This window comes from Lysobacter tyrosinilyticus (assembly GCF_054779815.1).
This window is the reverse complement of the sequence record NZ_BAAGXN010000001.1, coordinates 1420151-1441852: the sequence shown is the minus strand read 5'-3', so window position 1 is coordinate 1441852 and position 21702 is coordinate 1420151. Positions and strand designations below refer to the sequence as shown.

General features: G+C 64.7%; 20 protein-coding genes. 15 read left to right on the top strand and 5 right to left on the bottom strand.

Features of this window, described 5'->3' with window-relative positions:
- Positions 1 to 129 precede the first annotated feature (129 nt).
- Positions 130 to 651 (bottom strand): SET domain-containing protein, encoded by a 522-nt coding sequence (locus ACYVGK_RS06230; protein WP_460732377.1) that lies wholly within the window; start codon positions 649 to 651, stop codon positions 130 to 132.
- Positions 652 to 883: 232 nt separating this feature from the next.
- Between ACYVGK_RS06230 and ACYVGK_RS06225 the strand changes: the two genes are divergently transcribed.
- From ACYVGK_RS06225 to ACYVGK_RS06180, 10 genes are all read left to right on the top strand, one after another.
- Positions 884 to 1366: an SUF system Fe-S cluster assembly regulator gene (locus tag ACYVGK_RS06225; RefSeq protein ID WP_460732376.1), complete on the top strand. Its 483-nt coding sequence runs from the start codon at positions 884 to 886 to the stop codon at positions 1364 to 1366.
- Positions 1367 to 1426: 60 nt separating this feature from the next.
- On the top strand, positions 1427 to 2878 hold the full coding sequence (gene sufB / locus ACYVGK_RS06220; RefSeq protein WP_460732375.1) for a Fe-S cluster assembly protein SufB: 1452 nt from the start codon (positions 1427 to 1429) through the stop codon (positions 2876 to 2878).
- Between the two features lie 196 nt (positions 2879 to 3074).
- The gene (sufC, locus tag ACYVGK_RS06215; RefSeq protein WP_460732374.1) at positions 3075 to 3854 is read left to right on the top strand and encodes a Fe-S cluster assembly ATPase SufC; all 780 of its coding nucleotides are present in this window, start codon (positions 3075 to 3077) and stop codon (positions 3852 to 3854) included.
- A 1-nt stretch (position 3855) separates the two neighbouring features.
- Positions 3856 to 5154 carry a Fe-S cluster assembly protein SufD gene (gene sufD / locus ACYVGK_RS06210; protein WP_460732373.1) on the top strand — a complete coding sequence of 433 codons (1299 nt, stop codon included), beginning with the start codon at positions 3856 to 3858 and terminating at the stop codon, positions 5152 to 5154.
- Positions 5151 to 6386: a cysteine desulfurase gene (locus tag ACYVGK_RS06205; RefSeq protein WP_460732372.1), complete on the top strand. Its 1236-nt coding sequence runs from the start codon at positions 5151 to 5153 to the stop codon at positions 6384 to 6386. The genes sufD and ACYVGK_RS06205 overlap by 4 nt, the downstream gene beginning before the upstream one ends.
- Before the next feature lie 115 nt (positions 6387 to 6501).
- Positions 6502 to 6759, top strand: coding sequence for a hypothetical protein (locus ACYVGK_RS06200; protein ID WP_460732371.1), 258 nt, complete (start codon positions 6502 to 6504; stop codon positions 6757 to 6759).
- On the top strand, positions 6756 to 7304 hold the full coding sequence (locus tag ACYVGK_RS06195) for a GNAT family N-acetyltransferase (RefSeq protein ID WP_460732370.1): 549 nt from the start codon (positions 6756 to 6758) through the stop codon (positions 7302 to 7304). The genes ACYVGK_RS06200 and ACYVGK_RS06195 overlap by 4 nt, the downstream gene beginning before the upstream one ends.
- A gap of 61 nt (positions 7305 to 7365) precedes the next feature.
- Positions 7366 to 7689, top strand: coding sequence for a non-heme iron oxygenase ferredoxin subunit (locus ACYVGK_RS06190; protein ID WP_460732369.1), 324 nt, complete (start codon positions 7366 to 7368; stop codon positions 7687 to 7689).
- Between the two features lie 93 nt (positions 7690 to 7782).
- Complete coding sequence (locus ACYVGK_RS06185; RefSeq protein ID WP_460732368.1) at positions 7783 to 9945, top strand: TonB-dependent receptor; 2163 nt, start codon at positions 7783 to 7785, stop codon at positions 9943 to 9945.
- Positions 9946 to 10002: 57 nt separating this feature from the next.
- Positions 10003 to 10629: a PepSY-associated TM helix domain-containing protein gene (locus ACYVGK_RS06180; RefSeq protein WP_460732367.1), complete on the top strand. Its 627-nt coding sequence runs from the start codon at positions 10003 to 10005 to the stop codon at positions 10627 to 10629.
- A gap of 82 nt (positions 10630 to 10711) precedes the next feature.
- Here ACYVGK_RS06180 and ACYVGK_RS06175 read toward each other — a convergent pair whose 3' ends face one another.
- Both ACYVGK_RS06175 and ACYVGK_RS06170 read right to left on the bottom strand, forming a co-directional pair.
- Positions 10712 to 11314 (bottom strand): HutD/Ves family protein, encoded by a 603-nt coding sequence (locus tag ACYVGK_RS06175; protein WP_460732366.1) that lies wholly within the window; start codon positions 11312 to 11314, stop codon positions 10712 to 10714.
- Positions 11315 to 11481: 167 nt separating this feature from the next.
- A complete protein-coding gene (locus ACYVGK_RS06170) occupies positions 11482 to 11823 on the bottom strand; it encodes a ComEA family DNA-binding protein (RefSeq protein ID WP_460732365.1) in 342 nt (113 codons plus the stop codon).
- Between the two features lie 234 nt (positions 11824 to 12057).
- Between ACYVGK_RS06170 and ACYVGK_RS06165 the strand changes: the two genes are divergently transcribed.
- Positions 12058 to 13548, top strand: a complete 1491-nt coding sequence (locus tag ACYVGK_RS06165; protein WP_460732364.1) for a M20 family metallopeptidase — start codon at positions 12058 to 12060, stop codon at positions 13546 to 13548.
- Positions 13549 to 13803: 255 nt separating this feature from the next.
- The gene (locus ACYVGK_RS06160) at positions 13804 to 14064 is read left to right on the top strand and encodes a GlsB/YeaQ/YmgE family stress response membrane protein (RefSeq protein ID WP_460732363.1); all 261 of its coding nucleotides are present in this window, start codon (positions 13804 to 13806) and stop codon (positions 14062 to 14064) included.
- Between the two features lie 77 nt (positions 14065 to 14141).
- On the opposite strand, the gene cysN is transcribed toward ACYVGK_RS06160, so the two are convergent.
- Together cysN and cysD are read right to left on the bottom strand one after the other, a co-directional pair.
- Positions 14142 to 16028 (bottom strand): sulfate adenylyltransferase subunit CysN, encoded by a 1887-nt coding sequence (cysN, locus tag ACYVGK_RS06155; protein ID WP_460732362.1) that lies wholly within the window; start codon positions 16026 to 16028, stop codon positions 14142 to 14144.
- Between the two features lie 166 nt (positions 16029 to 16194).
- Positions 16195 to 17133 (bottom strand): sulfate adenylyltransferase subunit CysD, encoded by a 939-nt coding sequence (gene cysD / locus ACYVGK_RS06150; RefSeq protein WP_460732361.1) that lies wholly within the window; start codon positions 17131 to 17133, stop codon positions 16195 to 16197.
- 208 nt (positions 17134 to 17341) lie between these two features.
- On the opposite strand from cysD, the gene ACYVGK_RS06145 reads away from it, so the two are divergent.
- From ACYVGK_RS06145 to ACYVGK_RS06135, 3 genes are read left to right on the top strand one after another with little or no spacing between them, the layout of a single operon-like run.
- Complete coding sequence (locus ACYVGK_RS06145; protein ID WP_460732360.1) at positions 17342 to 19174, top strand: assimilatory sulfite reductase (NADPH) flavoprotein subunit; 1833 nt, start codon at positions 17342 to 17344, stop codon at positions 19172 to 19174.
- On the top strand, positions 19110 to 20888 hold the full coding sequence (gene cysI, locus ACYVGK_RS06140; protein WP_460732359.1) for an assimilatory sulfite reductase (NADPH) hemoprotein subunit: 1779 nt from the start codon (positions 19110 to 19112) through the stop codon (positions 20886 to 20888). The genes ACYVGK_RS06145 and cysI overlap by 65 nt, the downstream gene beginning before the upstream one ends.
- Positions 20885 to 21628, top strand: coding sequence for a phosphoadenylyl-sulfate reductase (locus ACYVGK_RS06135; RefSeq protein WP_460732358.1), 744 nt, complete (start codon positions 20885 to 20887; stop codon positions 21626 to 21628). Before cysI ends, ACYVGK_RS06135 begins: the two co-directional genes overlap by 4 nt.
- Positions 21629 to 21702: the final 74 nt, after the last annotated feature.

Genomic DNA, 21702 nt, shown 5'->3' with positions numbered 1-21702 from the left:
AGCAATATCGCTTCGCCGAACCCTCACCCCAACCCCTCTCCCGCAGGGAGAGGGGCGCGAATACGCCAACGTTGGCATGCCAGAAAAAGAAGCGCCGGGACTGGGCCCGGCGCGCTGAGAAGGTACCTCTCAATCCTTCTTTTTCTTGTTCTTCTTTTTCTTCTTGTCCTTTTTCTTGGACTTGTCTTTCTTTGGCTGAAGCATGGTGCCAGTGCAGTTGGGCGAACCGCAGCGGCATTCCCAGATCTTCTTCAGCTCCTTGGTGTGCTTTTCTTCGAGGCGGATGCCGTAGTTGTAGGACAGCTCCTCGCCCGGCGCGATTTCGCGGATCGCTTCGATGAAGACCTGATCCTTGCGGCGGTCGTCGCCTTCGTCCTCTTCCAGCACGGCTTCGCAGTTGGGGTCGCAGCTGTGATTGATCCAGCGCGCCGAATTGCCCTTGAAGTTCGCGTCGATCACGTACTCGTCGTTGAGCGTGAACAGGAAGGTGTGGCCGGAATCGATGTCTCCGCTGTCGCCGGCATCGACTTCCTCGTGCGTGCGGCGGAGGCCCTTGTATTCGATCAGGCGCTCGCCCTTCTTGATCTTTGCGATGGCGAACACGCCATTGCCGTGGATGGTGGAGCGACGGGTTGCGATCTTGCTTGGCATTACGGAATCCGTTGAACCGTTGATGGCGAGGGGCGCGATTGTCGCCTGAAAAGCGTTGATGCGGTCGGGGCCAACTTGGGCGGGGCTCTGGCACCCGAATCCCACGCGTGTCCTGCCCCCGCTGCCTGTCCGGTGGGTTTGCGCCGTTCCGCCCAAGGGCGGGCCTGAGCCGCTCGACCCGGCCGCCCTAAATCCGTACAATTTCAGTACGAATTCGAACCCCCGTCCCCCCATGCTCCGGGTCGCCAAGCTCACCGACTACGCCACGGTCGTCATGACCGTCCTCGCTGCCCAGCACGGCAGCGCGCCGGATGTCGTCTTGAGCGCGTCCGAGCTGGCTGAACGCGCGGGCTTGGAGACGCCGACCGTGGCCAAGGTCCTGAAGCCCCTGGCCCAGGCCGGGCTGGTCGCCGCCAACCGCGGCGCCAATGGCGGCTACCGGCTGGCGCGTGCGGCGGAAGCGATCGGGCTGATCGACATCGTGGAAGCCTTGGAAGGGCCGCTGGGCATGACCGAATGCAGCGTCCATACCGGCAACTGTGGGATCGAGCAGTCCTGCGGCGTGCGCGCCAACTGGAACCGCATCAACGAAGTGGTGATCGATGCGCTGCGCGACGTGACCCTCGCGCAGATGCTGGCACCGCCTCCGACCCGGTCCAAACGGGGCAGCCCCAAACCGGCCAAGCGCATCGACCTGCGCCTGGCCAATGCGTAGGGCGGGTCTCGACCCGCCATGCAGTCGAAGCAATAGCAACAGATTCCCGTAGGCAGCCAAATGGCCACCGAAACCATCGAAAACCAGGCAATCCACGAACAGCTCGGCCGCAAGTACGAAGCCGGCTTCGTCACGCAGATCGAATCCGAGTCGCTGCCCCCCGGCCTCGACGAGGACACGATCCGCGCCATTTCTGCGCGCAAGAACGAACCGGAATGGATGACGGAATGGCGTCTGGCCGCCTATCGCCATTGGCTGACCATGGCCGAGCCACATTGGGCCAAGCTCGATATCGCGCCCATCGACTTCCAGGCGATCAGCTATTACTCCGCGCCCAAGGGCCCGAAGTACAAGTCACTGGACGAAGTTCCGAAGGAATTGCTCGACACCTACGAGAAGCTGGGCGTGCCGCTGCACGAGCGCGCCAAGCTCGCCGGCGTCGCGGTAGATGCGGTGTTCGACTCGGTTTCGGTCGGCACCACCTTCCGCAAGGAGTTGGCCGAAAAGGGCGTGATCTTCTGCTCGATGTCCGAAGCGGTCCATGAGTACCCGGACCTCGTCCGCAAGTACCTCGGCAGCGTCGTTCCGACCCACGACAACTACTTCGCCGCGCTGAATTCGGCGGTGTTCTCCGACGGCTCGTTCGTGTTCATTCCCAAGGGCACGCGTTGCCCGATGGAGCTGAGCACCTACTTCCGCATTAATGCCAGCGAGACCGGCCAGTTCGAACGTACCCTGATCGTGTGCGAAGAGAAGGCCTACGTCTCCTACCTGGAAGGCTGCACCGCGCCGCAGCGCGACGAGAACCAGCTGCATGCGGCAGTCGTCGAACTGGTCGCGCTGGAAGACGCCGAGATCAAGTACTCGACGGTGCAGAACTGGTATCCCGGCGATGAGAACGGCGTCGGCGGCATCTACAACTTCGTGACCAAGCGCGGCGAATGCCGCGGGGCGCGTTCGAAGATCTCGTGGACCCAGGTCGAAACCGGCTCGGCGATCACCTGGAAGTACCCGTCCTGCGTGCTGCTCGGCGACGACTCGGTCGGCGAATTCCACTCGGTCGCGCTGACCCACCATCGCCAGCAGGCCGACACCGGCACCAAGATGATCCATATCGGCAAGCGCACCAAGTCGAAGATCGTCAGCAAGGGCATCAGCGCTGGCCGCGGCCAAAACACTTATCGCGGCCTGGTCCGCGTCGAGAAGAATGCCGAAGGCGCACGCAACCACACCCAGTGCGACTCGCTACTGATCGGCAAGAAGTGCGGTGCGCACACCTTCCCGTACATCGAGGTCAAGCATCCCTCGGCGACGGTGGAGCACGAAGCCACGACGTCGAAGATCAGTGACGACCAGCTCTTCTACTGCCGCTCGCGCGGAATCAGCGAAGAAGACGCGGTATCGATGATCGTCGACGGCTTCTGCAAGTCGGTGTTCAAGGAACTGCCGATGGAGTTTGCGGTGGAAGCCAAGAAGCTGCTGGAAGTCAGCCTCGAAGGGGCTGTCGGTTGATGCTTTGCTTTTTCCTTCTCCCTCCGGGAGAAGGTGCCCGAAGGGCGGATGAGGGTGCGACGAAACGATACGGGTGAACAACGAGGTAAGTGATCGGCCCTTGAGGCTTGCTGCCAGTTCACCGAAACCGCTCCGCCGAACCCTCACCCCAACCCCTCTCCCGGTGGGAGAGGGGCTTAAAGACAAGAGACGAAACATGCTGAAGATCGAAAACCTCCACGTCCGTGTCGCCGGCAAGGACATCCTCAAGGGCCTCTCGCTGGAAGTGCAGCCGGGCCAGGTGCACGCGATCATGGGTCCCAACGGCGCGGGCAAGTCCACGCTGGGCAACGTGCTCGCGGGACGCGAGGGCTACGAAGTCGTCGAAGGCTCGGTGAGCTTCGAAGGCCGCGACCTGCTGGCGCTGGAGCCGGAAGAACGCGCCGCCGCCGGCATGTTCCTCGCCTTCCAGTACCCGGTCGAGATCCCGGGCGTGAACAACACCTACTTCCTGCGCGCCGCGCTCAACGCCCAGCGCAAGGCGCGCGGCGAGAGCGAACTGGACTCCATGCAGTTCCTGAAGAGGGTGCGCGAGAAGCTGGCCGTGCTGCATCTCAAGGACGACCTGTTGCAGCGCGCGGTGAACGAAGGCTTCTCCGGCGGTGAGAAGAAGCGCAACGAAATCTTCCAGCTCGCTCTGCTCGAGCCCAAGCTGGCGATCCTCGACGAAACCGACAGCGGCCTCGACATCGACGCACTGAAGAACGTCGCCGAAGGCGTGAATGCGCTGCGCTCGCCGGAGCGCGCCTTCCTGGTCGTCACCCATTACCAGCGCCTGCTCGACTACATCACGCCGGACGTGGTGCACGTGCTGGCCGACGGCCGTATCGTCGAGAGCGGCGGCCCGGAGCTCGCGCTGCAGCTGGAAGAACATGGCTACGCCTGGATCAAGGAACGCATCGCACCGGCACAGGTCTCGCGTGGAGCGGCGGTCTGACATGAGCGCCCTGCTCGACTCCTTCTCCACCGCGTTCGATGCGTTGCCCAACCGCGACGCCGCCGGGCTCGGCGACGCCCGCCGCCAGTCGTTGGACGCTGCCTTGCGCGACGGTTTGCCTGGGACACGTAGCGAACGCTGGAAGTACACGCCGCTGCGCGCGTTCGAACGCCGTGCGTTCGTTCCCGCCACCTCGCAGCCGGCTGTCGTCGACGGCTCGATCCTTGCCGACATACCGGCGCCGCGCCTGGTGTTCGTCAACGGACGCTTCGATGCCGCGCACAGCGACCTGTCCGAGCTGCCGAAGGGTGTCACCCTGCAGCCGCTTTCGCAGGTGCTGGCCGAGGGCAGCGAACGCGACGTCAATTTCCTCGCCCGCAATTTCGACCGCGCCGATGAAGTCTTCGCGCGCATCAATGCAGCGCTGGCAGACGAAGGCGTAGTCCTGCGCGCCGAAGAAGGCGCCAGCGCGTCGCGGCCGATCCATCTGGTCTTCGTCGGCGCATCGACAGAACGCGATCTCGCCTCGCACTGCCGTCATTTCATCGAACTGCGCGGCGACGCCGAGCTGACCGTGGTCGAACACCACATTGCCGGCGAAGCGAACACCCACTTCGCCAACAGCCTCATGCATGTGCATTTGGCAGCTCGCGCGCGTCTCACCCATGTGCGCGTGCAGGACGAAGCCATCGGTGCCTCGCTGATCACCCGCACCGACGCCGTGCTGGCACGCAGCGCCACTTATGTGCGGTTGGATCTCGAGCTCGGCGGCGCCCTGTCGCGCCACGAACTCAATGCCTCGCTGCAGGGCGAAGGCGCGCAGGTCATTGCCAACGGCGTACTGCTCGCCGACGGCAAGCGTCATCTCGACACTCGCTTGGGCATCGACCACGCCGCGCGCGACACGCGCTGCGAACTGCTGTGGCGCGGCCTCGCTTCAGGCCGTTCGAAAGCGGCGTTTCATGGCGGCATCACGATTCGCGAAGGCGCGGACGGCAGTGTCGCCGAGCTCTCGAACAAGAACCTGCTGCTGTCCGCGGGCGCCGAAATCGACACCCAGCCCGTGCTGGAAATCCATGCCGACGAAGTGCAGGCCGCGCACGGCGCCGCCGTCGGCCAGCTCGACGCGACTTCGATGTTCTACCTGCGCAGCCGCGGCATCCCGGAACAACAGGCCCGCGCCCTGCTCACCGCCGCGTTCTGCCGCGAGACGCTGGCCGTGATCGAAGACGCCGCGTTGCGCGAATCGGTGACCGCCAAGCTGGATGCAGCGCTGGCGCGCCTGGAGTCCGTCGCATGAACGCCGCGCCGGTCACCGCCATCGACTGGGCTCGCGTCCGCGCCGACTTCCCGCTGCTCACGCGCGAGGTGCATGGCAAGCCGCTGATCTATCTCGACACCGCCAATACCGCGCAGAAGCCGGCGAGCGTGATCGACGCAGTCGACGACTTTTACCGCCGTCACAACGCGAATGTCAGCCGCGCCGTGCACACGCTCGGCACCGAGGCGACGGATGCCTACGAAGGCGCGCGCCGCAAGCTGGCGTCGTTCTTCAACGTGCGCGCGGACGAGCTGGTGCTGTGCAGCGGCACGACTTTTGCCCTGAACCTGGTCGCCTATTCGTACGCGTTGCCGCGACTGCAGCCGGGCGACGCGATCGTGCTCACGCGCATGGAGCACCACGCGAACATCGTGCCGTGGCAGCTCGTGGCCGAACGCACGGGCGCGAAGATCAAGGTCGCCGAGATCAACGAAGCCGGCGAACTCGACCTGCCGACGCTGTACGCCCTGCTGACACCTGAAGTGAAGATCCTCTCGCTGACGCACGTCTCCAACGTGCTCGGCACGGTGAATCCGGTGCGCGAGATCTGCCGCGAGGCGCGCAAGCGCGGCATCATCACCGCCGTCGATGGTTCGCAGGCGGCGCCGCACCGTCCCGTCGATGTCGCGGCGATCGGCTGCGACTTCTATGCCTTCACCGGCCACAAGATGTGCGGCCCCACTGGCACCGGCGCGCTGTGGGCGCGGCGCGAATACCTGGCCGCGATGCCGCCTTTCATCGGCGGCGGCGAGATGATCAAGGAAGTGCGCTTCGAGGGCACGGTCTATAACGACCCGCCGCACAAGTTCGAAGCCGGCACCCCTAACATTGCCGGTTTCGTCGGACTCGGCGCCGCCGTGGACTACCTGTCTGCGCTGGGCATGGCCAATGCCGAAGCGTGTGAGCAGGAGCTCTTGCGCCACGCCACTGAGGAACTGGACAAGGTCGAAGGCCTGCGCATCTTCGGCCGCGCAGCCGAGAAGGCCGCCGTGATCAGCTTCCTGGTCGAAGGCGCGCACGCGCACGACCTGGCCACCCTGCTCGACCTGGAAGGCGTGGCGATCCGTTCCGGCCACCACTGCGCGCATCCGCTGATGCAGCATTTCGGTGTCCCTGCCACCTGCCGCGCCTCGTTTGCGTTCTACAACACGCACGAGGAAGTTGAGGCGTTCGTAGCGGCGCTGAAAAAGGTGCGCAGGCTGCTCGCGTAATCCCTGTTGGGCGGGCCGCGGTCCGCCACAAGTCAGCTGCGGGCTGGAGAGCAATCTAGCGCTGGGCCCGCCCTACACTGCGATACCCTTGCTGCACCTTCGCCGGAACACTGCCATGTCCGACAATCCCGAGCTGCTCACACTGCTGCGCGAGATCCGCGACAACCAGCGCGAAGCGCTGTCCCTGCAGCGCGAATACATGTCCATGTACCAGCAACAACTGGGCCGCATCGAGCGCATCAACGACCGCGCCGAGGCGATCCAGGGGCGCGCGGGCAAGGCCATCAAGGTCGTCGCATGGGTTGCGGTACCGCTGGTGTGCCTGCTTCTGGGCCTGATGCTGCTTTCCTACCTTCCAAAACTCTTCGCATGAGCCACGCAACCCCACTGACTTTCCGCAACGCCACCCTGGCCGACATCACTGCCCTGGTGGCGCTGGTCGAATCCGCCTATCGCGGCGACGTCAGCAAGCAGGGCTGGACCACCGAAGCCGACATGCTCGAAGGCCGCCGCACCGGCGCCGACGACATCGAAGCCTGCATCACTCGCGCGGACAGCCGCATCCTGATGGCCGAACGCGCCAACCGGGATGGCCTATCTGAGCTCCTCGCCTGCGCCCATATCGCCATCGAGGATGGCGCCGGCTACTTCGGCATGTTCTCGGTACGCCCCAATCTGCAGGGTGGCGGCATCGGCAAGGCCGTGATCACCGAAGCCGAGCGCATCGCACGCGAGGAATGGCAACTGCCGGCGATTCGGATGACCGTCATCGACATCCGCGATGAACTCATCTCCTTCTACGAGCGTCGCGGTTACCGCCGCACCGGCATCAAGAAGCCGTTCCCGTACGGGGACGAGCGTTTCGGCATTCCCAAGCGGGAGGACCTCCGCTTCGAAGTGCTCGAAAAGTCGCTCTAACTTCCGCGGCTCCTCCGTTCGGCAACTTGGACTGACGCTACTTCAGCAGGATTGAATCGATATGGGCGATTGGGTTTTCGTCTGCGCCACCTCGCAACTGCTTCCAGGCGAATCCGCTGTCGCCTGGGACGGCGACACGCCGATCCTGGTCGTGAACTACGACGGCGACTACTACGCGATGGAAGACAAGTGCTCGCATGAAGACTTCGAGCTTTCCGCCGGGCATTTCGACCCGGAAGAAGCGACGATCGAATGCGCGCTGCATGGCGCGAAGTTCGATGTGCGCGATGGCAGGCCCCTTTGCGCCCCGGCCTATGAACCGGTGACGAAGTTTCCGGTGAAGGTGGACGACACAGGCGTCTGGACCCGCGACGACCGCAACTGACAGATCAGGCAAACGCGAATCGTTTGCATTTGAGAACTGTTCTCACTTAAAATTTCGGTGCTGCGCATCTGCGCCCCGACTTTCGTGAGCCCAATGATCAACAGGAAGATTCCGGCCATCGCCCCGCTGGCCGCTGCCCTCGCATTTGCCCTTTGCGCGCAGGCCCATGCCGAATCACTCGACTCGGCCAGCGCCACGGACCTCGATGCGGTCCAGGTCTACGGAAAAGTCGACTACGGCTATGTGCAGAACCGCTCCACGACAGCCACCAAGACCGACACCGAACTGAAGGATGTTCCCCAGTCGGTGACCGTAGTCACTGAGGACTTGATCCGCGACCAGGCGATGCAGAATCTCGCCGACGTCGTGCGCTACGTGCCGGGCATCACCATGGCGCAGGGCGAAGGCAACCGCGACACGCCCGTGATGCGCGGCAACAGTTCGACCGCCGATATGTTCATCGACGGCGTGCGCGACGACACGCAGTACTTCCGCGACCTCTACAACATCGAACGCGTTGAAGCCCTCAAGGGGCCCAACGCGATGATCTTCGGCCGCGGTGGCAGCGGCGGCGTTATCAACCGCGTCAGCAAGCAGGCCGACTGGGAAACCGTGCGCGGACTCACCCTGCAGGTCGGATCGTGGAACAAGCGCCGCATTGCCGGAGATTTCGGCCAGGGAATCAACGACACCTCGGCCTTCCGCGTCACCGGCATGTTCGAAGATTCCGAGAGCTACCGCGACGGCTACGACGCGCAGCGCTGGGGTATCAACCCGACCTATGCCTTCAAGGCCGGCGAGGACACGACGGTTACCCTCGGCTACGAACACTTCGAGGACGAGCGCGTCGCCGACCGCGGCGTTCCGTCTTCCCTGATCGCGTTCAACGGCCGTCGCCTGCCCGTGGAAACCGACAGCTCGACCTTTTTCGGCGATCCCGATCGCAGCACTGTCACTGCCGACGTCGATGCGTTCAGCGCACTGGTCGACCATGATTTCGGCAACGGCCTGACGCTGCGCAACCGCACCCGCGTCGCCGACTACGACAAGTTCTACCAGAACGTGTATGCGGGTGGCCCGATCGTGTTCGTCGCCGGCGCGCCCCTGGCTGATATCCGCGCCTACAGCAACGCCACCCAGCGCAAGAACATTTTCAACCAGACCGATTTCGTCTGGAAGCTCGACGGCAGCATCAAGCAGACGCTGTTGTTCGGCACGGAGCTCGGCCGCCAGGAAACCGACAACCTGCGCAAGACTGGCGCCTTCCCCTCCAACACGACCTGCGGCGCCGCTGCCACCAACCGCGTCTGCGTGCCCTTCTCGGATCCCATCTACACGGGTCCGCTTGCTTTCGTACAAGCCGGCAGCGACGCCGACAACCATACCGTCGCCAAGGTCGCCGCCCTTTACGTACAGGACCAGATCGAGTTCTCGCCCCAATGGCAGGCGATCCTCGGGCTGCGCTACGACCGCTTCGACGTCGACTTCGACGACCACCGTGCCTCGACGCCGCCGGCAAGTCATGATCTTTCGTCGACCGACAATCTCCTTTCACCGCGCGTCGGCGTGGTCTACAAGCCGGTCGAACCGCTGTCGCTGTACGCCAGCTACAGCATGACCTACCTGCCGCGCTCGGGCGACCAGATGTCGTCGCTTACCACCACCAACAAGGCGCTTGATCCGGAAGAGTCGCGCAACCAGGAAATCGGCGCCAAGTGGGACGTGATCCCTGGCCTGTCGCTGACGGCCGCCGCCTATCGCCTGGACAAGAAGAACGTCATCACCGCTGATCCCTCCAATCCGAGCCAGTCGATCCTGACCGATGGCCAGCGCGTCGAAGGCGTCGAGATCGGCCTGGCCGGCAACATCACCAAGGCCTGGAGCGTCATGGGCGGCTACGCCAGGCAGGACGGCGAGGTCCTCCTTGCCGGGCTTAATCGCGGCCACAAGCCGGCGCAGTTGCCGGAGCAGACCGCTTCGCTGTGGAACCGCTACGACTTCAACAAGCAGTGGGGCGCGGGGCTGGGTGCCATCTATCGCAGCGCGCTCTATCCCAACATCGACAACCAGGTTGTGGTGAAGGGCTACACCCGCTACGACGCGGCAGTCTTCTTCCAGCTCAACGAGGTGCTCGGGCTCCAGCTCAACATCGAAAACATCTTCGACAAGAAGTACTTCGTTTCGACCAACAGCAACGACAACATCACCCCCGGCTCGCCGCGCGCGGCGTACCTGAGCGCCAATCTGAAGTTCTGATCCGACCAACCAGGGAGCCCGCAATTGCTGCGGGCTCTTTGCATTTTTGGAAATCCAATGAACACCACTCCACACACCCGACCTGGCCGCCGAAGCAATGGCATCTATCGCCTGGTGCGCCAGCTGCACCTGTGGATCGGCGCATGGGGTGCTCTGGCCGCGATCATCTACGGCTTCACCGGTCTGGTGATGAACAACCGTTTCGGCGACAACGCGTGGCCGCAGGGCAACACCAGGGAGGCGAATCGCACGACACTGCAGATCCCTGCCCTGGCACGACGCACACCTGAAGAACTGTCGCTGTGGCTGCGGGACGCGCAGCGCCTCGACGCCCAGGTCATCCGCAAGGGCGGCAAGGACGGCAAGCAAGCGCCGAAGTGGAACCTGATCGGGGGCACGGCGAGCGAATCGTGGTCGCTGGAATACAGCCCGGGAAGCGATAGCGCTGAACTCAAGCGCAGTTCGCATACGTTGCTAGCGGCGATCACGCGCCTGCACAAGGGTGTCGGCGGCGGTTGGATCTGGAACCTGCTGGCCGACAGCTTCGCTCTCGGCCTGCTGCTACTCGGGCTATCCGGCATCTGGATGTGGGCGCGCGGTCGTACGCTGAAGGAAATGGTGTTCAGCGTGCTGGGCTTGTCGGCCGGAGTACTGATATTGGTGGTGGGAGCGGCGCTGTCCTAATTCCCGGGCCGCCGCCCGTAGAAGACTTGCGTAACAAAAGGCCGATGCCGGCCTGGTATCTGAAGGCGCCCGCGCGCTGCACTCAGTCGAGCGGACTGACACGCACCAGCAGCAGTTCGCCGCCGCCTTCGATCACGTGACGTAAGCGCTCGCCGCCCGCCTGCAGGATCGCCGTATCGCCGGCCTCTAGTGCAGGCAAGCCGGAGTCGTCGGCAAACCGCGCACGACCGCCGAGCAGATGCACGGCCCAGGTCGTACCGGGTTCGGCAAAGATCACCATGGGCCCGACCAATGGGCGATGCCACAGTTCGGCCTGTACCTGGTCGCGCCGCCACATCAGGTTGAAGTCGTGCGTGGGGCCGTCCAGAAGTTCGCCAGTGACGGCGCGCTCACCGGCAAAGCGCAGCTTGCCGTGGGGAGGATGCAGTTCATGCGCCTCGCCATCGTCGAAGGCCAGGCGCATGCCGTTGCCAGACAGCAGCACCAGCTCGCGATCGATACCCGGAAAGGACGAAAACGCCGAGTCGCGTTCGATCTCGGCGATCGAGAGGCGCCAGCTCCACTCCCCCTCCTCCGGTGCCCGATAGATCTCGCGCGTCCAGCCGAGCTGGTTGCGCCAACGTTCGCGTCGGTATTCGTTGGCAGGGATGACCCAGGAATGGGCGGTTTGCGTGGAATTGGCCATGCCCCCAGTTTAACGGCGATGCCCAAGGCCGTCGGCCAGCGGTCCTGACGGCGCGAATCCAAAAAATGCGGATTTCGCCCGGCCACGATTCCCTTCGTGGCCAAGCGACACGTCCTTGTCCAGACCAGGTCTGTGTTCCGCGGGCATCCTGCCCTGACAACTCCTGCTCAGCGCTTCGGTGCGGCGGCCGTGGCCGGGCGGGCCGTGGCAGCCGGTTGGCGCGGTGCGGTGGGTGCGCCACCTGCGATGACGATACGGTCGCGGTTCTTCTCGACCGTCTTCAGGCCGATGCCCTTCACCAGGGTCAGCTGCTCGGCGCTCTTGAAGGCGCCATTGGCCTTGCGATAGGCAACGATGGCTTCCGCCTTGCTCTTGCCGATATTGAGCAACACGCGGTCGATGGTCGCGGCGTCGGCGGTATTGATGTTGACCTTCTCGGCGGCAAAGGCGCTGCCGGCAAACAGCAGCGTAAGAACGAGGGTCTGCAGCAGCGTGACGAACTTGTTCATGGCATGGCTCCTTGGATGGGCGATTCGAGGACTTCCGGCTTCCGTTCCGGCATCGCTGGCCGGTGAGGACAGTCTCCCGATCCGGACTCCCCATTCCGATCGGCGAATGCCGCCACAGGGGGTGGGAAAGCCCCGCTTCCGGGGTAGGAAAAATCCGACCTGCGCTAAACTGGCCAGCCTTTTCGCATCTTCATTCCGGGCTTTTCCCCGAAAGGCCCGCTGCCGGGAACCCCAATGGATAGCCGCAAGATCGAGCAGTTCGTGACCGCCAAGTGGGACGAGGAAATCGTCCCGCAACTCGTCGAATACATCCGCATCCCCAACAAGTCGCCGATGTTCGACGCCGATTGGGTCAAGAACGGCTACATGGACGCCGCCGTCGCCCTGATGGAGAAGTGGGCTCGCGCTCAGACCGTCCCCGGCATGCAGCTGGAAGTCGTGCGCCTGGAAGGCCGCACGCCGCTGATCTTCATCGACATCCCGGCCGCCAACGGCGGCAGCAATGACGATTGCGTGATCCTCTACGGCCACCTCGACAAGCAGCCGGAAATGACCGGCTGGGACGACGACCTCGGCCCGTGGAAGCCGGTGATCAAGGGCGACCGCCTGTACGGTCGCGGTGGCGCCGACGATGGTTACGCGATCTTCGGTTCGCTCACCGCGATCATGGCGCTGCAGGCGCAGGGCATCGCGCATTCGCGCTGCGTTGTGCTGATCGAAGCCTGCGAGGAATCCGGCAGTTATGACCTGCCCGCTTATGTCGACCATCTCGCCGAGCGCATCGGCAAGCCGTCGCTGGTGGTGTGCCTCGACTCCGGTTGCGGCAACTACGACCAGCTGTGGTGCACTACGTCGCTGCGCGGCCTCGCCGGCGGCAACCTCACCGTGAAGGTGCTGGAAGAAGGGGTGCACTCGGGCGACGCCTCGGGCATCGTGCCTTCGAGCTTCCGCCTGGTCCGCCAGTTGCTGTCGCGTATCGAGGACGAAAAGACCGGCCGCATCCTGCTCGAAGGTCTGCACGACGAGATTCCGGAAGCACGTCAGGAACAAGCCAAGGAAGCCGCGCGCGTGCTCGACACGGCCGTCTTCGACAAGTTCCCGCTGCTGCCGGGTATGAAGCCGATGGCCGACGAGCTCAACGAACTCGTCCTCAACCGCACCTGGCGTCCGGCGTTGTCGGTGACCGGCGTCGATGGCATGCCGCCGCTGTCGTCGGCGGGCAATGTGCTGCGTCCTTTCACTTCGGTGAAGCTCTCGCTGCGCCTGCCGCCGACGCTGGACGGCAAGAAGGCCGGCGAACTGTTGAAGCAGACGCTGGAAGCCAATCCGCCCAACAACGCCAAGGTCACGCTGGAACTGGAAAAGGCCAGCACCGGCTGGAACGCGCCGGCGATGTCGTCGTGGTTGTCGCAGGCGATCGATACGGCGAGCCAGGAGTTCTTCGGCGCGCCGGCCATGTACATGGGCGAAGGCGGCACGATTCCGTTCATGGGCATGCTCGGCGAGAAGTTCCCCGGCGCGCAGTTCATGATCACCGGCGTGCTCGGTCCGCATTCGAACGCACACGGTCCGAATGAATTCCTGCACATCCCGATGGGCAAGCGCGTGACCGCTTCGGTGTCGCGCGTGATCGCCGAACACCACTTGGCCAGCCAGCGCGGTGAAACCCGCGGCGTGGCGGCGGTAGCCGGCGGCGAGCATCACGGCGATCACGGCTGCTGCTGATGATCGCCTCCCTCTCCCCGCTTGCGGGGAGAGGGACAGCGTTGCGCAGCAACGCAGGGTGAGGGGAGGTGCCGGAGCGGCAACCGCAAGAGAGCGCCCCTCACACCCCAAGGGTGCTTCCTTCGGGCGTCTTCTCCCCGCGTGCGGGGAGAAGGACTCTGGATCGGCCTCCGCTGCACCGCAGCGTGCCCCGCCGGAAGTCGCTGTTAGGATTGCCGCGCCCCACACAACCAGCGATTCAACAGGAGTATCTCCATGTTCGAAGGCGTCATTGGTTACATCATCGGCGGCGCGGTCATCGGCATTCTCGCCCGCTTCTTCAAGCCCGGCGCGGACCCGATGGGCTGGATCCTCACCATCCTGCTCGGCATCGCCGGCGCCGTGGTCGGAGTCCGACTGGCGGCGATGCTCGGTCTGGGCAGCACGATCATGATCTGGGTCTGCGCAATCATCTCCGCGATCGTGCTGCTCTTCATCTACGAAGCCATACGCAAGAAGACCGCGAAGACCGCCTGATCTCACGCGCACGCGCGCAAACGAAAACCCCGGCCGAAGCCGGGGTTTTTTGTTTAACGCGAGCCAGCGAAGCGGGTTCAATCGAGCAACTGCGCGATTACCTGTTGCGCCAGTGCCTCCGGCGTTTGATTCACCGTATCGAGCACCAGTTCGGCGTGCTCCGGGGCTTCGTAAGGCGAATCGATACCGGTGAAGTTCGGAATCTTGCCCGCGCGTGCCTTCGCATAAAGGCCCTTCACGTCACGCTCTTCCGCCACCGCCAGCGGTGTGTCGACGAATACTTCGACGAATTCGCCCGACTCGAACAGTTCGCGCGCCATCCGTCGCTCGGCGCGGAATGGTGAAATGAAGCTCACCAGCACAATCAGGCCGGCATCGACCATCAGCTTGGCCACTTCGGCGACGCGGCGGATGTTCTCGACGCGGTCCTCGTCGGTGAAGCCCAGGTCCTTGTTGAGGCCGTGGCGGACGTTGTCGCCGTCAAGGATGTAGCAGTGGTGGCCCATCGCATGCAGGCGCTTTTCGACCAGATTCGCCACGGTCGACTTGCCCGAGCCCGACAAACCGGTGAACCACACGCAGCGCGGCGCCTGCGCCTTGCTGCGCGCACGCGCGGCCTTGTCGACATCGACGTGCTGCCAATGAATGTTGCCGGCGCGTCGCAGGGCGAAGTCGATGGTGCCCGCGGCGACCGTGGCATTGGTCTGGCGGTCGATCAGGATGAAGCCGCCCAGCTCGCGGTTGTCGGCGTAGGCCTCGAACGCGATCTCATGATCGAGATAGAGATTGCAATAGCCTACTTCGTTGAGCTCGAGGTGCTTTGCGGCCAGCTGGTCCTGCGTGTTGACGTCGACCTTGTGCTTGATCTCGGTGATGCTGGCGCTGACCGTGCGCGTGCCGATCTTCAGCCAGTACGGGCGCCCCGGCAGCAGGCGCTGTTCGCCCATCCACAGCACGTGCGCGGCGAACTGGTCGGCGACCTGCGGCGGTTGCTGCGCAGCGGCGATCACATCGCCGCGACTGATGTCGAGCTCATCGGCCAGGGTCAGCGTGATCGCCTGCCCCGCGACCGCTACATCGACGTCTCCCTGCGCACCGATCACGCGCGCGACCTTCGAACGGCGCCCTGACGGCAACGCGACGATCTCGTCGCCCGGCTTCACCCTGCCAGCAGCAATCGTGCCGGCGAAGCCACGGAAATCCTGATCGGGACGATTGACCCACTGCACCGGCAGCCGGAAGCCGATGTCGTTGCCGTTCTGTTCGATCTCCACGCTTTCCAGGTATTCGAGCAGACTCGGCCCGAGGTACCACGGCGTGTGCGCGGAGTGTTGCAGCAGGTTGTCGCCATTGAGCGCGGACAGCGGAATCGCGGTGACATGGCGAATGCCCAGCTGCGTGGCCAGTTCGCGATAGCCGGCTTCGATTTCCTCGAACACCGACTGGTCGTAACCGACCAGATCCATCTTGTTCACCGCCAGCACCACATGACGGATACCCAGCAGCGACACGATATAGCTGTGACGGCGCGTCTGCGTGAGCAGGCCCTTGCGCGCATCGACCAGTACGACCGCGACGTCCGCGGTCGAAGCGCCGGTGGCCATGTTGCGGGTGTACTGCTCGTGCCCGGGGCAGTCGGCGACGATGAACTTGCGCTTGTCAGTGCTGAAGAAGCGGTAGGCGACATCGATAGTGATGCCCTGCTCGCGTTCGGCGGAGAGGCCGTCGAGCAGCAGGGCATAGTCGATGTTCTCGCCCTGCGTGCCGTGACGACGACTGTCCCGATCGAGCGCGGCCAGCTGGTCTTCGAACAGGCCCTTGGTGTCGTACAGCAGTCGGCCGATCAGCGTGCTCTTGCCGTCGTCGACGCTGCCGCAAGTGATGAAACGCAGCAGACCTTTGGTCTCGTGCTGATGCAGGTAGGCGGCAACGGCGGCCGCGGCGTTGTCGTTCGCGGCGTTCATGCCTCTCCTCCGTCTTGCAGGCAATCCGTTCGTCCTGAGCGTAGGCGCAAAGCGCCGAAGTCGAAGGGCGTCCGAGATCCAGGAATGCCCTTCGACTTCGCGCCTGCGGCGCTACGCTCAGGGCGAACGGACTCAGAGATATCGTGAAGAAGTACAGCGGCGGACATCAGAAATAGCCCTCCTGCTTCTTCTTCTCCATCGAAGCGGACGGGTCGTGGTCGATCACGCGCCCCTGTCGTTCCGAAGTCGTGGCGACGAGCATTTCAGCGATGATCTTTTCCAGCGTGTCCGCATCGGATTCGATCGCGCCGGTAAGCGGATAGCAGCCCAGCGTGCGGAAGCGGACCTGCTTCGTCTGCGCCGCTTCCCCATCGCGCAACGGCAGACGCTCGTCGTCGACCATGATCAACGCGCCATCGCGTTCGATCACCGGGCGCTGCGCGGCGAAGTACAACGACGGCACCGGAATTTTCTCGCGATAGATGTAGAGCCACACATCCAGCTCGGTCCAGTTCGAAATCGGGAAGACACGGACCGATTCGCCCTTGTGGATGCGGGTGTTGTAGAGGCTCCACAACTCGGGGCGTTGGCTCTTCGGATCCCAGCGATGCTGTGCGCTGCGGAACGAGAAGATGCGCTCCTTGGCGCGCGACTTTTCCTCGTCACGCCTTGCGCCGCCAATCGCCGCATCGAAGCCGAACTTGTCGAGCGCCTGCTTCAGCGCCTGCGTCTTCATCACGTCGGTGTGCACGGTGGCACCGTGGCTGATCGGGCCGATGCCCTGCGCCACGCCTTCCGGATTGGTGTGCACGTGCAGCGGGATGCCGGTTTCGGCAGCGCGGCGATCGCGAAAGCCGATCATCTCGCGGAACTTCCAACCGGTATCGACGTGCAGCAGCGGGATCGGCGAGCGGCCCGGCGCGAACGCCTTGGCCAGCAGGTGCAGCAGCACCGAGCTGTCCTTGCCGATCGAATACAGCATCACCGGGTTGCGGAACTCGGCGGCGACTTCGCGCAGGATGTGGATGCTCTCCGCCTCAAGGCGGTCCAGATGGCTCAGGGCAGCCGGTTGCAGGGCGGATTGGCTCAGGGACGGCAGGGACATCGGCAGGTGAGGCGCGGGAATCGCCCAATCGTGACTCAAAACGGGATCACGTGCCCGGCATAGGCGGACCGTGGGTAAGGTCGCCAGTATCCCCGCTGCAGCGCAGCGTCTAAATGCGTCCTCGGCATAAGTGCATAGCGGCAAGTCCTTTCTCCCCGCCCCTGCGCATAACTAGCCTCGCAGCATCGATTCCATCCGAGCTGCACGCATGTCCGCCGCCCCCGCATTGACCGCACCGCCTTCCCTGCTCTCCCAGGAGCAGGCCGCGCTGCTCGATCAGCTGACCGGCGGCCTCGACGGCGCGAGCCTATGGTGGCTGTCGGGCTATGCGGCCGGGCTGGCGCGCTCGCAGTCCCTGCCTTTGGCACGCCCCGCCGCGGTGGCGGTGGCCGACCTCCAGCCGGCCGGCCAGCTGACCATCGTCTACGGCAGCCAGACCGGCAACGCCAAGCGCGTCGCCGAAAAACTGGGGCAGCAGGTCGAGGCCGCCGGCCTCCCCGTGCGCCTGCTGCGCGCCGACGCCTACCCCACCCGCGAACTCAAGAACGAGCGCCATCTCGCCATCATCATCAGCACGCAGGGCGACGGCGATCCACCGGATGACGCGCGTGGCTTCTTCGACTTCATCAGCGGCAAGCGTGCGCCGCAGCTGCCAGAGCTGCAGTTCGCGGTGCTGGCGCTGGGCGATTCGAGCTACCCGCAGTTCTGCGCGATCGGGCGTCGCCTGGACGAGCGTCTGGCCGAACTCGGCGCGAAGCGCTGGTTTGCGCGCGCCGAGGCCGATCTCGACATCGATACCGTCGCCACGCCTTGGCTCGCCAGTGCGCTGACTTCGGCCAAGGAAGCGCTGAAGCCACAAGCACCGCTCGCCACGGTCACTCCGCTGCGTCCGCTCGCTACGGCTGTGAGCGCGTATACCCGCGACAATCCGTTCCCCGCTGAATTGCTCGTCAACCAGCGCATCACCGGACGCGGCAGCGACAAGGACATCCGGCATTTCGAGCTGTCGTTGGAAGGCTCGGGCCTGCATTACGAAGCTGGCGACGCACTCGGAATCTGGCCGGTCAATCCGCCGCTGCTGGTCGATGCCGTGCTGGCCACGCTCGATCTCGATGGCGCACAGGTCGTCACGCATGGCGAACAGACGCTGCCACTGCGCGAATGGCTGTCGCAGCGGCGCGAGCTCACCCGATTGTCGCGTCCGTTCGTGGCTACGCACGCCGCGCATGCACAGAGCGAGGCGCTCAATGCCCTGCTCGCGCCCGATCGTGCAGCCGATTTCGCGAAGCTGCTCGCCGAGCAGCAGGTGATCGACCTGCTGCGCGCCTATCCCGGCGCCTGGTCCGCAGAGGAACTGGTCGCCGCGCTCCGGCCGCTCGTACCGCGCCTGTATTCGATCGCCTCCAGCGCCAAGGCGGTGGGCGAGGAAGCGCACCTCACCGTCGCGCACGTCGAATACGACGTCGATGGCGACACGTCTGGTGACAGCCGGCGCTGGGGTACCGCCTCCAACTTCCTGGCGCGCGCGGCCGAAGGCGAAAAGCTGCCGGTTTTCATCGAACACAACGAGCGCTTCCGCCTGCCGAAGGAGAGTTCGCGCGACGTGATCCTGATTGGCCCGGGCACGGGCGTCGCGCCGTTCCGCGGCTTCGTGCAGGAGCGTGCTGCCACAGGTTCGAACGGCCGCAACTGGCTACTCTTCGGCAACCCGCACGCACACAGCGACTTCCTCTACCAGCTGGAATGGCAGGACGCACTCAAGCGCGGCGTGCTGCATCGCCTCGACCTCGCCTTCTCCCGCGACCAGGCGCACAAGGTCTACGTGCAGGACCGCCTGCGCGAGAACGGTGCCGACCTCTACGCCTGGCTGGAAAACGGCGCGCACCTGTACGTCTGCGGCGATGCCACCCGCATGGCCCGCGACGTGCACGCCGCGCTGCTGGACATCATCGCCACGCACGGCGGCAAGTCCGCCGATGACGCCAACGACTACCTCAACGACCTGCAGGCGCAGGGCCGCTACGCACGGGACGTGTACTGAGCAGGACCAAACAGCAATGAGCACGCATTCCGTCGAAGACATCAAGAAATCCAGCGCCCGCCTGCGCGGCACGCTGCTGGGGTCGCTCGCCAATCAGATCACCGGCGCGCTGCACGAAGACGATCAGACCCTGATCAAGTACCACGGCAGCTACCAGCAGGACGACCGCGACATCCGCGAGGAACGCCGCCAGCAGAAGCTGGAACCGGCCTACAGCTTCATGATCCGCACCCGCACGCCAGGCGGCGTGGTCACGCCGGAGCAGTGGCTCAAGCTCGACCGGATCGCCACCACTTACGCCGAGCGCGGCCTGCGCATCACCACGCGCCAGGCGTTCCAGTTCCATGGCGTGATCAAGCGCGAGCTGAAGGCGACGATGGCCGCGATCAATGCGGCGCTGATCGACACCCTGGCCGCGTGCGGCGACGTCAATCGCAACATCGCGGTCGCCGCCAATCCACACGAATCCGCGGCGCATGCCTTCGTGCATGCGCAAGCAGCCGCGCTGTCGCAGTACCTGCTGCCCAACACCCGCGCCTACTACGAGATCTGGCTGGATGAAGAGCGCGTCGCCGGCAGCGGAGAGGAGGAAGATCGCATCTACGGCGAGGCCTACCTGCCGCGCAAGTTCAAGATCGGCTTCGCGATTCCGCCGTCTAACGACGTCGACGTGTTCGCGCAGGATCTGGGCTTCATCGCCATCCTCGAGAACGGCGAAGTCGCGGGCTACAACGTCACCGTCGGCGGCGGCATGGGCGCGACGCACGGCGATGCGGAGACCTACCCGCGCCTGGCCGATGTCATCGGCTTCATCTCCCCCGATCAGCTCACCGCCGTCGCCGAAGCCGTGGTCACCACGCAGCGTGACTGGGGCAACCGAGTCGTGCGCAAGCGCGCACGTCTGAAGTACACGATCGACGATCGCGGCCTCGACAACTTCAAGGCCGAGGTCGAACGCCGCGCCGGTTTCTCCCTCTCCCCGGCGCGGCGTTTCGATTTCGTCCACAACGGCGATCGCTTTGGCTGGCTGCAGGGCGACGACGGTTTGTGGCACCTGACTCTGCGCATCATCGCCGGCCGCATCTGGGACCGCGACGGCGTGCAGCACCTCACCGGCTTCCGCGAAATCGCGCAGCGTCTGCTGGACGATGGCGGTCGCGCGGAATTCCGCATGACCGCGAACCAGAACCTGGTCATAGCCAACGTCACCGAGGCCCAGCGCGCCGACATCGATGGGCTGGTCGCGCAGTACGCACTCGACGGCCATCGCATCGCATCGCCCACGCGGCTCAACGCCATTGCCTGCGTCGCGTTGCCGACCTGCGGCCTGGCGATGGCGGAAGCCGAACGCTACCTGCCCGACTTCCTCACCCGCGTCGAAGCGCTGCTCGACAAGCACGCGCTGCGCGACCAGCCGATCAACATCCGCCTGAGCGGTTGCCCGAACGGCTGCTCGCGTCCCTACCTCGGCGAGATCGCGCTCGTCGGCAAGGCACCGGGCCGCTACAACCTCATGCTCGGCGCCAGCCATCGCGGTACGCGCCTGAACTCGCTGTACCGCGAAAACATCGACGAAGCGGCGATTCTCGCCGCACTCGACGAGTTGTTTGCGCAGTACGCCTCCGGCCGCGACAGCGGCGAATACTTCGGCGACTTCCTGATCCGCACGGGCGTCGTCGTCAGCAAGGCCATCACTCTGGAACTGGTCGCATGAGCCCGCCCGACCCCATCACCGCCGCCGAGTCGCCGCGTTCGCTGGACGAACTCAACCAATGGCTGGCCGCGCAATCGGCCGAAGACCGCGTCACCTGGGGCGTGGCCAACCTGGCCGGCGGCCATGCGCTGTCGTCCAGCTTCGGTGCACAGGCCGCGGTGTCGCTGCACATGGTCACGCGGCAGAAGCCGGACCTTCCGGTGATCCTGGTCGACACCGGCTATCTGTTTCCCGAGACCTATCGCTTCGTCGACGAGCTTACCGAGCGGCTCTCGCTGAATCTGAAGGTGTATCGCCCGCAGATCGGCATCGCCTGGATGGAAGCGCGCTTGGGCAAGCTGTGGGAACAGGGCGTCGACGGCATCGAGCGCTACAACCGTATGCGCAAGGTCGAACCGATGCAGCGCGCGTTGCGCGAACTCGGCGCACGCACCTGGATTTCGGGCCTGCGACGTGCGCAGTCGCGCAGTCGCGCGAACACGCCGTTCCTGCAATTGCACGACGGCCGCTGGAAGCTGCATCCGCTCGCCGACTGGAGCGACCGCGACGTGTGGATGTACCTGCAGAAGCACGACCTGCCGTACCACCCGCTGTGGCACGACGGCTATGTCTCGATCGGCGACGTGCACACCACACGCCGCCTGGAAGCCGGCATGAGCGAGGAGGACACGCGCTTCTTTGGACTCAAGCGCGAGTGCGGGTTGCACGAAGCGTGGGATGAGGCGAATCAGGCGGCGTAATCCTCGGATCCGCGTTGTTGTTGCTTTGTAGAGCGGAGCTTGCTCCGCTGGGTTGTAGCGCCGGGCCTGCCGGC

Bases quoted from the DNA above. Each gene is read 5' to 3' on its own strand.
- ACYVGK_RS06230 (WP_460732377.1), bottom strand. From the start codon at position 651: ATGCCAAGCAAGATCGCAACCCGTCGCTCCACCATCCACGGCAATGGC.
- ACYVGK_RS06225 (WP_460732376.1), top strand. From the start codon at position 884: ATGCTCCGGGTCGCCAAGCTCACCGACTACGCCACGGTCGTCATGACC.
- sufB (WP_460732375.1), top strand. From the start codon at position 1,427: ATGGCCACCGAAACCATCGAAAACCAGGCAATCCACGAACAGCTCGGC.
- sufC (WP_460732374.1), top strand. From the start codon at position 3,075: ATGCTGAAGATCGAAAACCTCCACGTCCGTGTCGCCGGCAAGGACATC.
- sufD (WP_460732373.1), top strand. From the start codon at position 3,856: ATGAGCGCCCTGCTCGACTCCTTCTCCACCGCGTTCGATGCGTTGCCC.
- ACYVGK_RS06205 (WP_460732372.1), top strand. From the start codon at position 5,151: ATGAACGCCGCGCCGGTCACCGCCATCGACTGGGCTCGCGTCCGCGCC.
- ACYVGK_RS06200 (WP_460732371.1), top strand. From the start codon at position 6,502: ATGTCCGACAATCCCGAGCTGCTCACACTGCTGCGCGAGATCCGCGAC.
- ACYVGK_RS06195 (WP_460732370.1), top strand. From the start codon at position 6,756: ATGAGCCACGCAACCCCACTGACTTTCCGCAACGCCACCCTGGCCGAC.
- ACYVGK_RS06190 (WP_460732369.1), top strand. From the start codon at position 7,366: ATGGGCGATTGGGTTTTCGTCTGCGCCACCTCGCAACTGCTTCCAGGC.
- ACYVGK_RS06185 (WP_460732368.1), top strand. From the start codon at position 7,783: ATGATCAACAGGAAGATTCCGGCCATCGCCCCGCTGGCCGCTGCCCTC.
- ACYVGK_RS06180 (WP_460732367.1), top strand. From the start codon at position 10,003: ATGAACACCACTCCACACACCCGACCTGGCCGCCGAAGCAATGGCATC.
- ACYVGK_RS06175 (WP_460732366.1), bottom strand. From the start codon at position 11,314: ATGGCCAATTCCACGCAAACCGCCCATTCCTGGGTCATCCCTGCCAAC.
- ACYVGK_RS06170 (WP_460732365.1), bottom strand. From the start codon at position 11,823: ATGAACAAGTTCGTCACGCTGCTGCAGACCCTCGTTCTTACGCTGCTG.
- ACYVGK_RS06165 (WP_460732364.1), top strand. From the start codon at position 12,058: ATGGATAGCCGCAAGATCGAGCAGTTCGTGACCGCCAAGTGGGACGAG.
- ACYVGK_RS06160 (WP_460732363.1), top strand. From the start codon at position 13,804: ATGTTCGAAGGCGTCATTGGTTACATCATCGGCGGCGCGGTCATCGGC.
- cysN (WP_460732362.1), bottom strand. From the start codon at position 16,028: ATGAACGCCGCGAACGACAACGCCGCGGCCGCCGTTGCCGCCTACCTG.
- cysD (WP_460732361.1), bottom strand. From the start codon at position 17,133: ATGTCCCTGCCGTCCCTGAGCCAATCCGCCCTGCAACCGGCTGCCCTG.
- ACYVGK_RS06145 (WP_460732360.1), top strand. From the start codon at position 17,342: ATGTCCGCCGCCCCCGCATTGACCGCACCGCCTTCCCTGCTCTCCCAG.
- cysI (WP_460732359.1), top strand. From the start codon at position 19,110: ATGACGCCAACGACTACCTCAACGACCTGCAGGCGCAGGGCCGCTACG.
- ACYVGK_RS06135 (WP_460732358.1), top strand. From the start codon at position 20,885: ATGAGCCCGCCCGACCCCATCACCGCCGCCGAGTCGCCGCGTTCGCTG.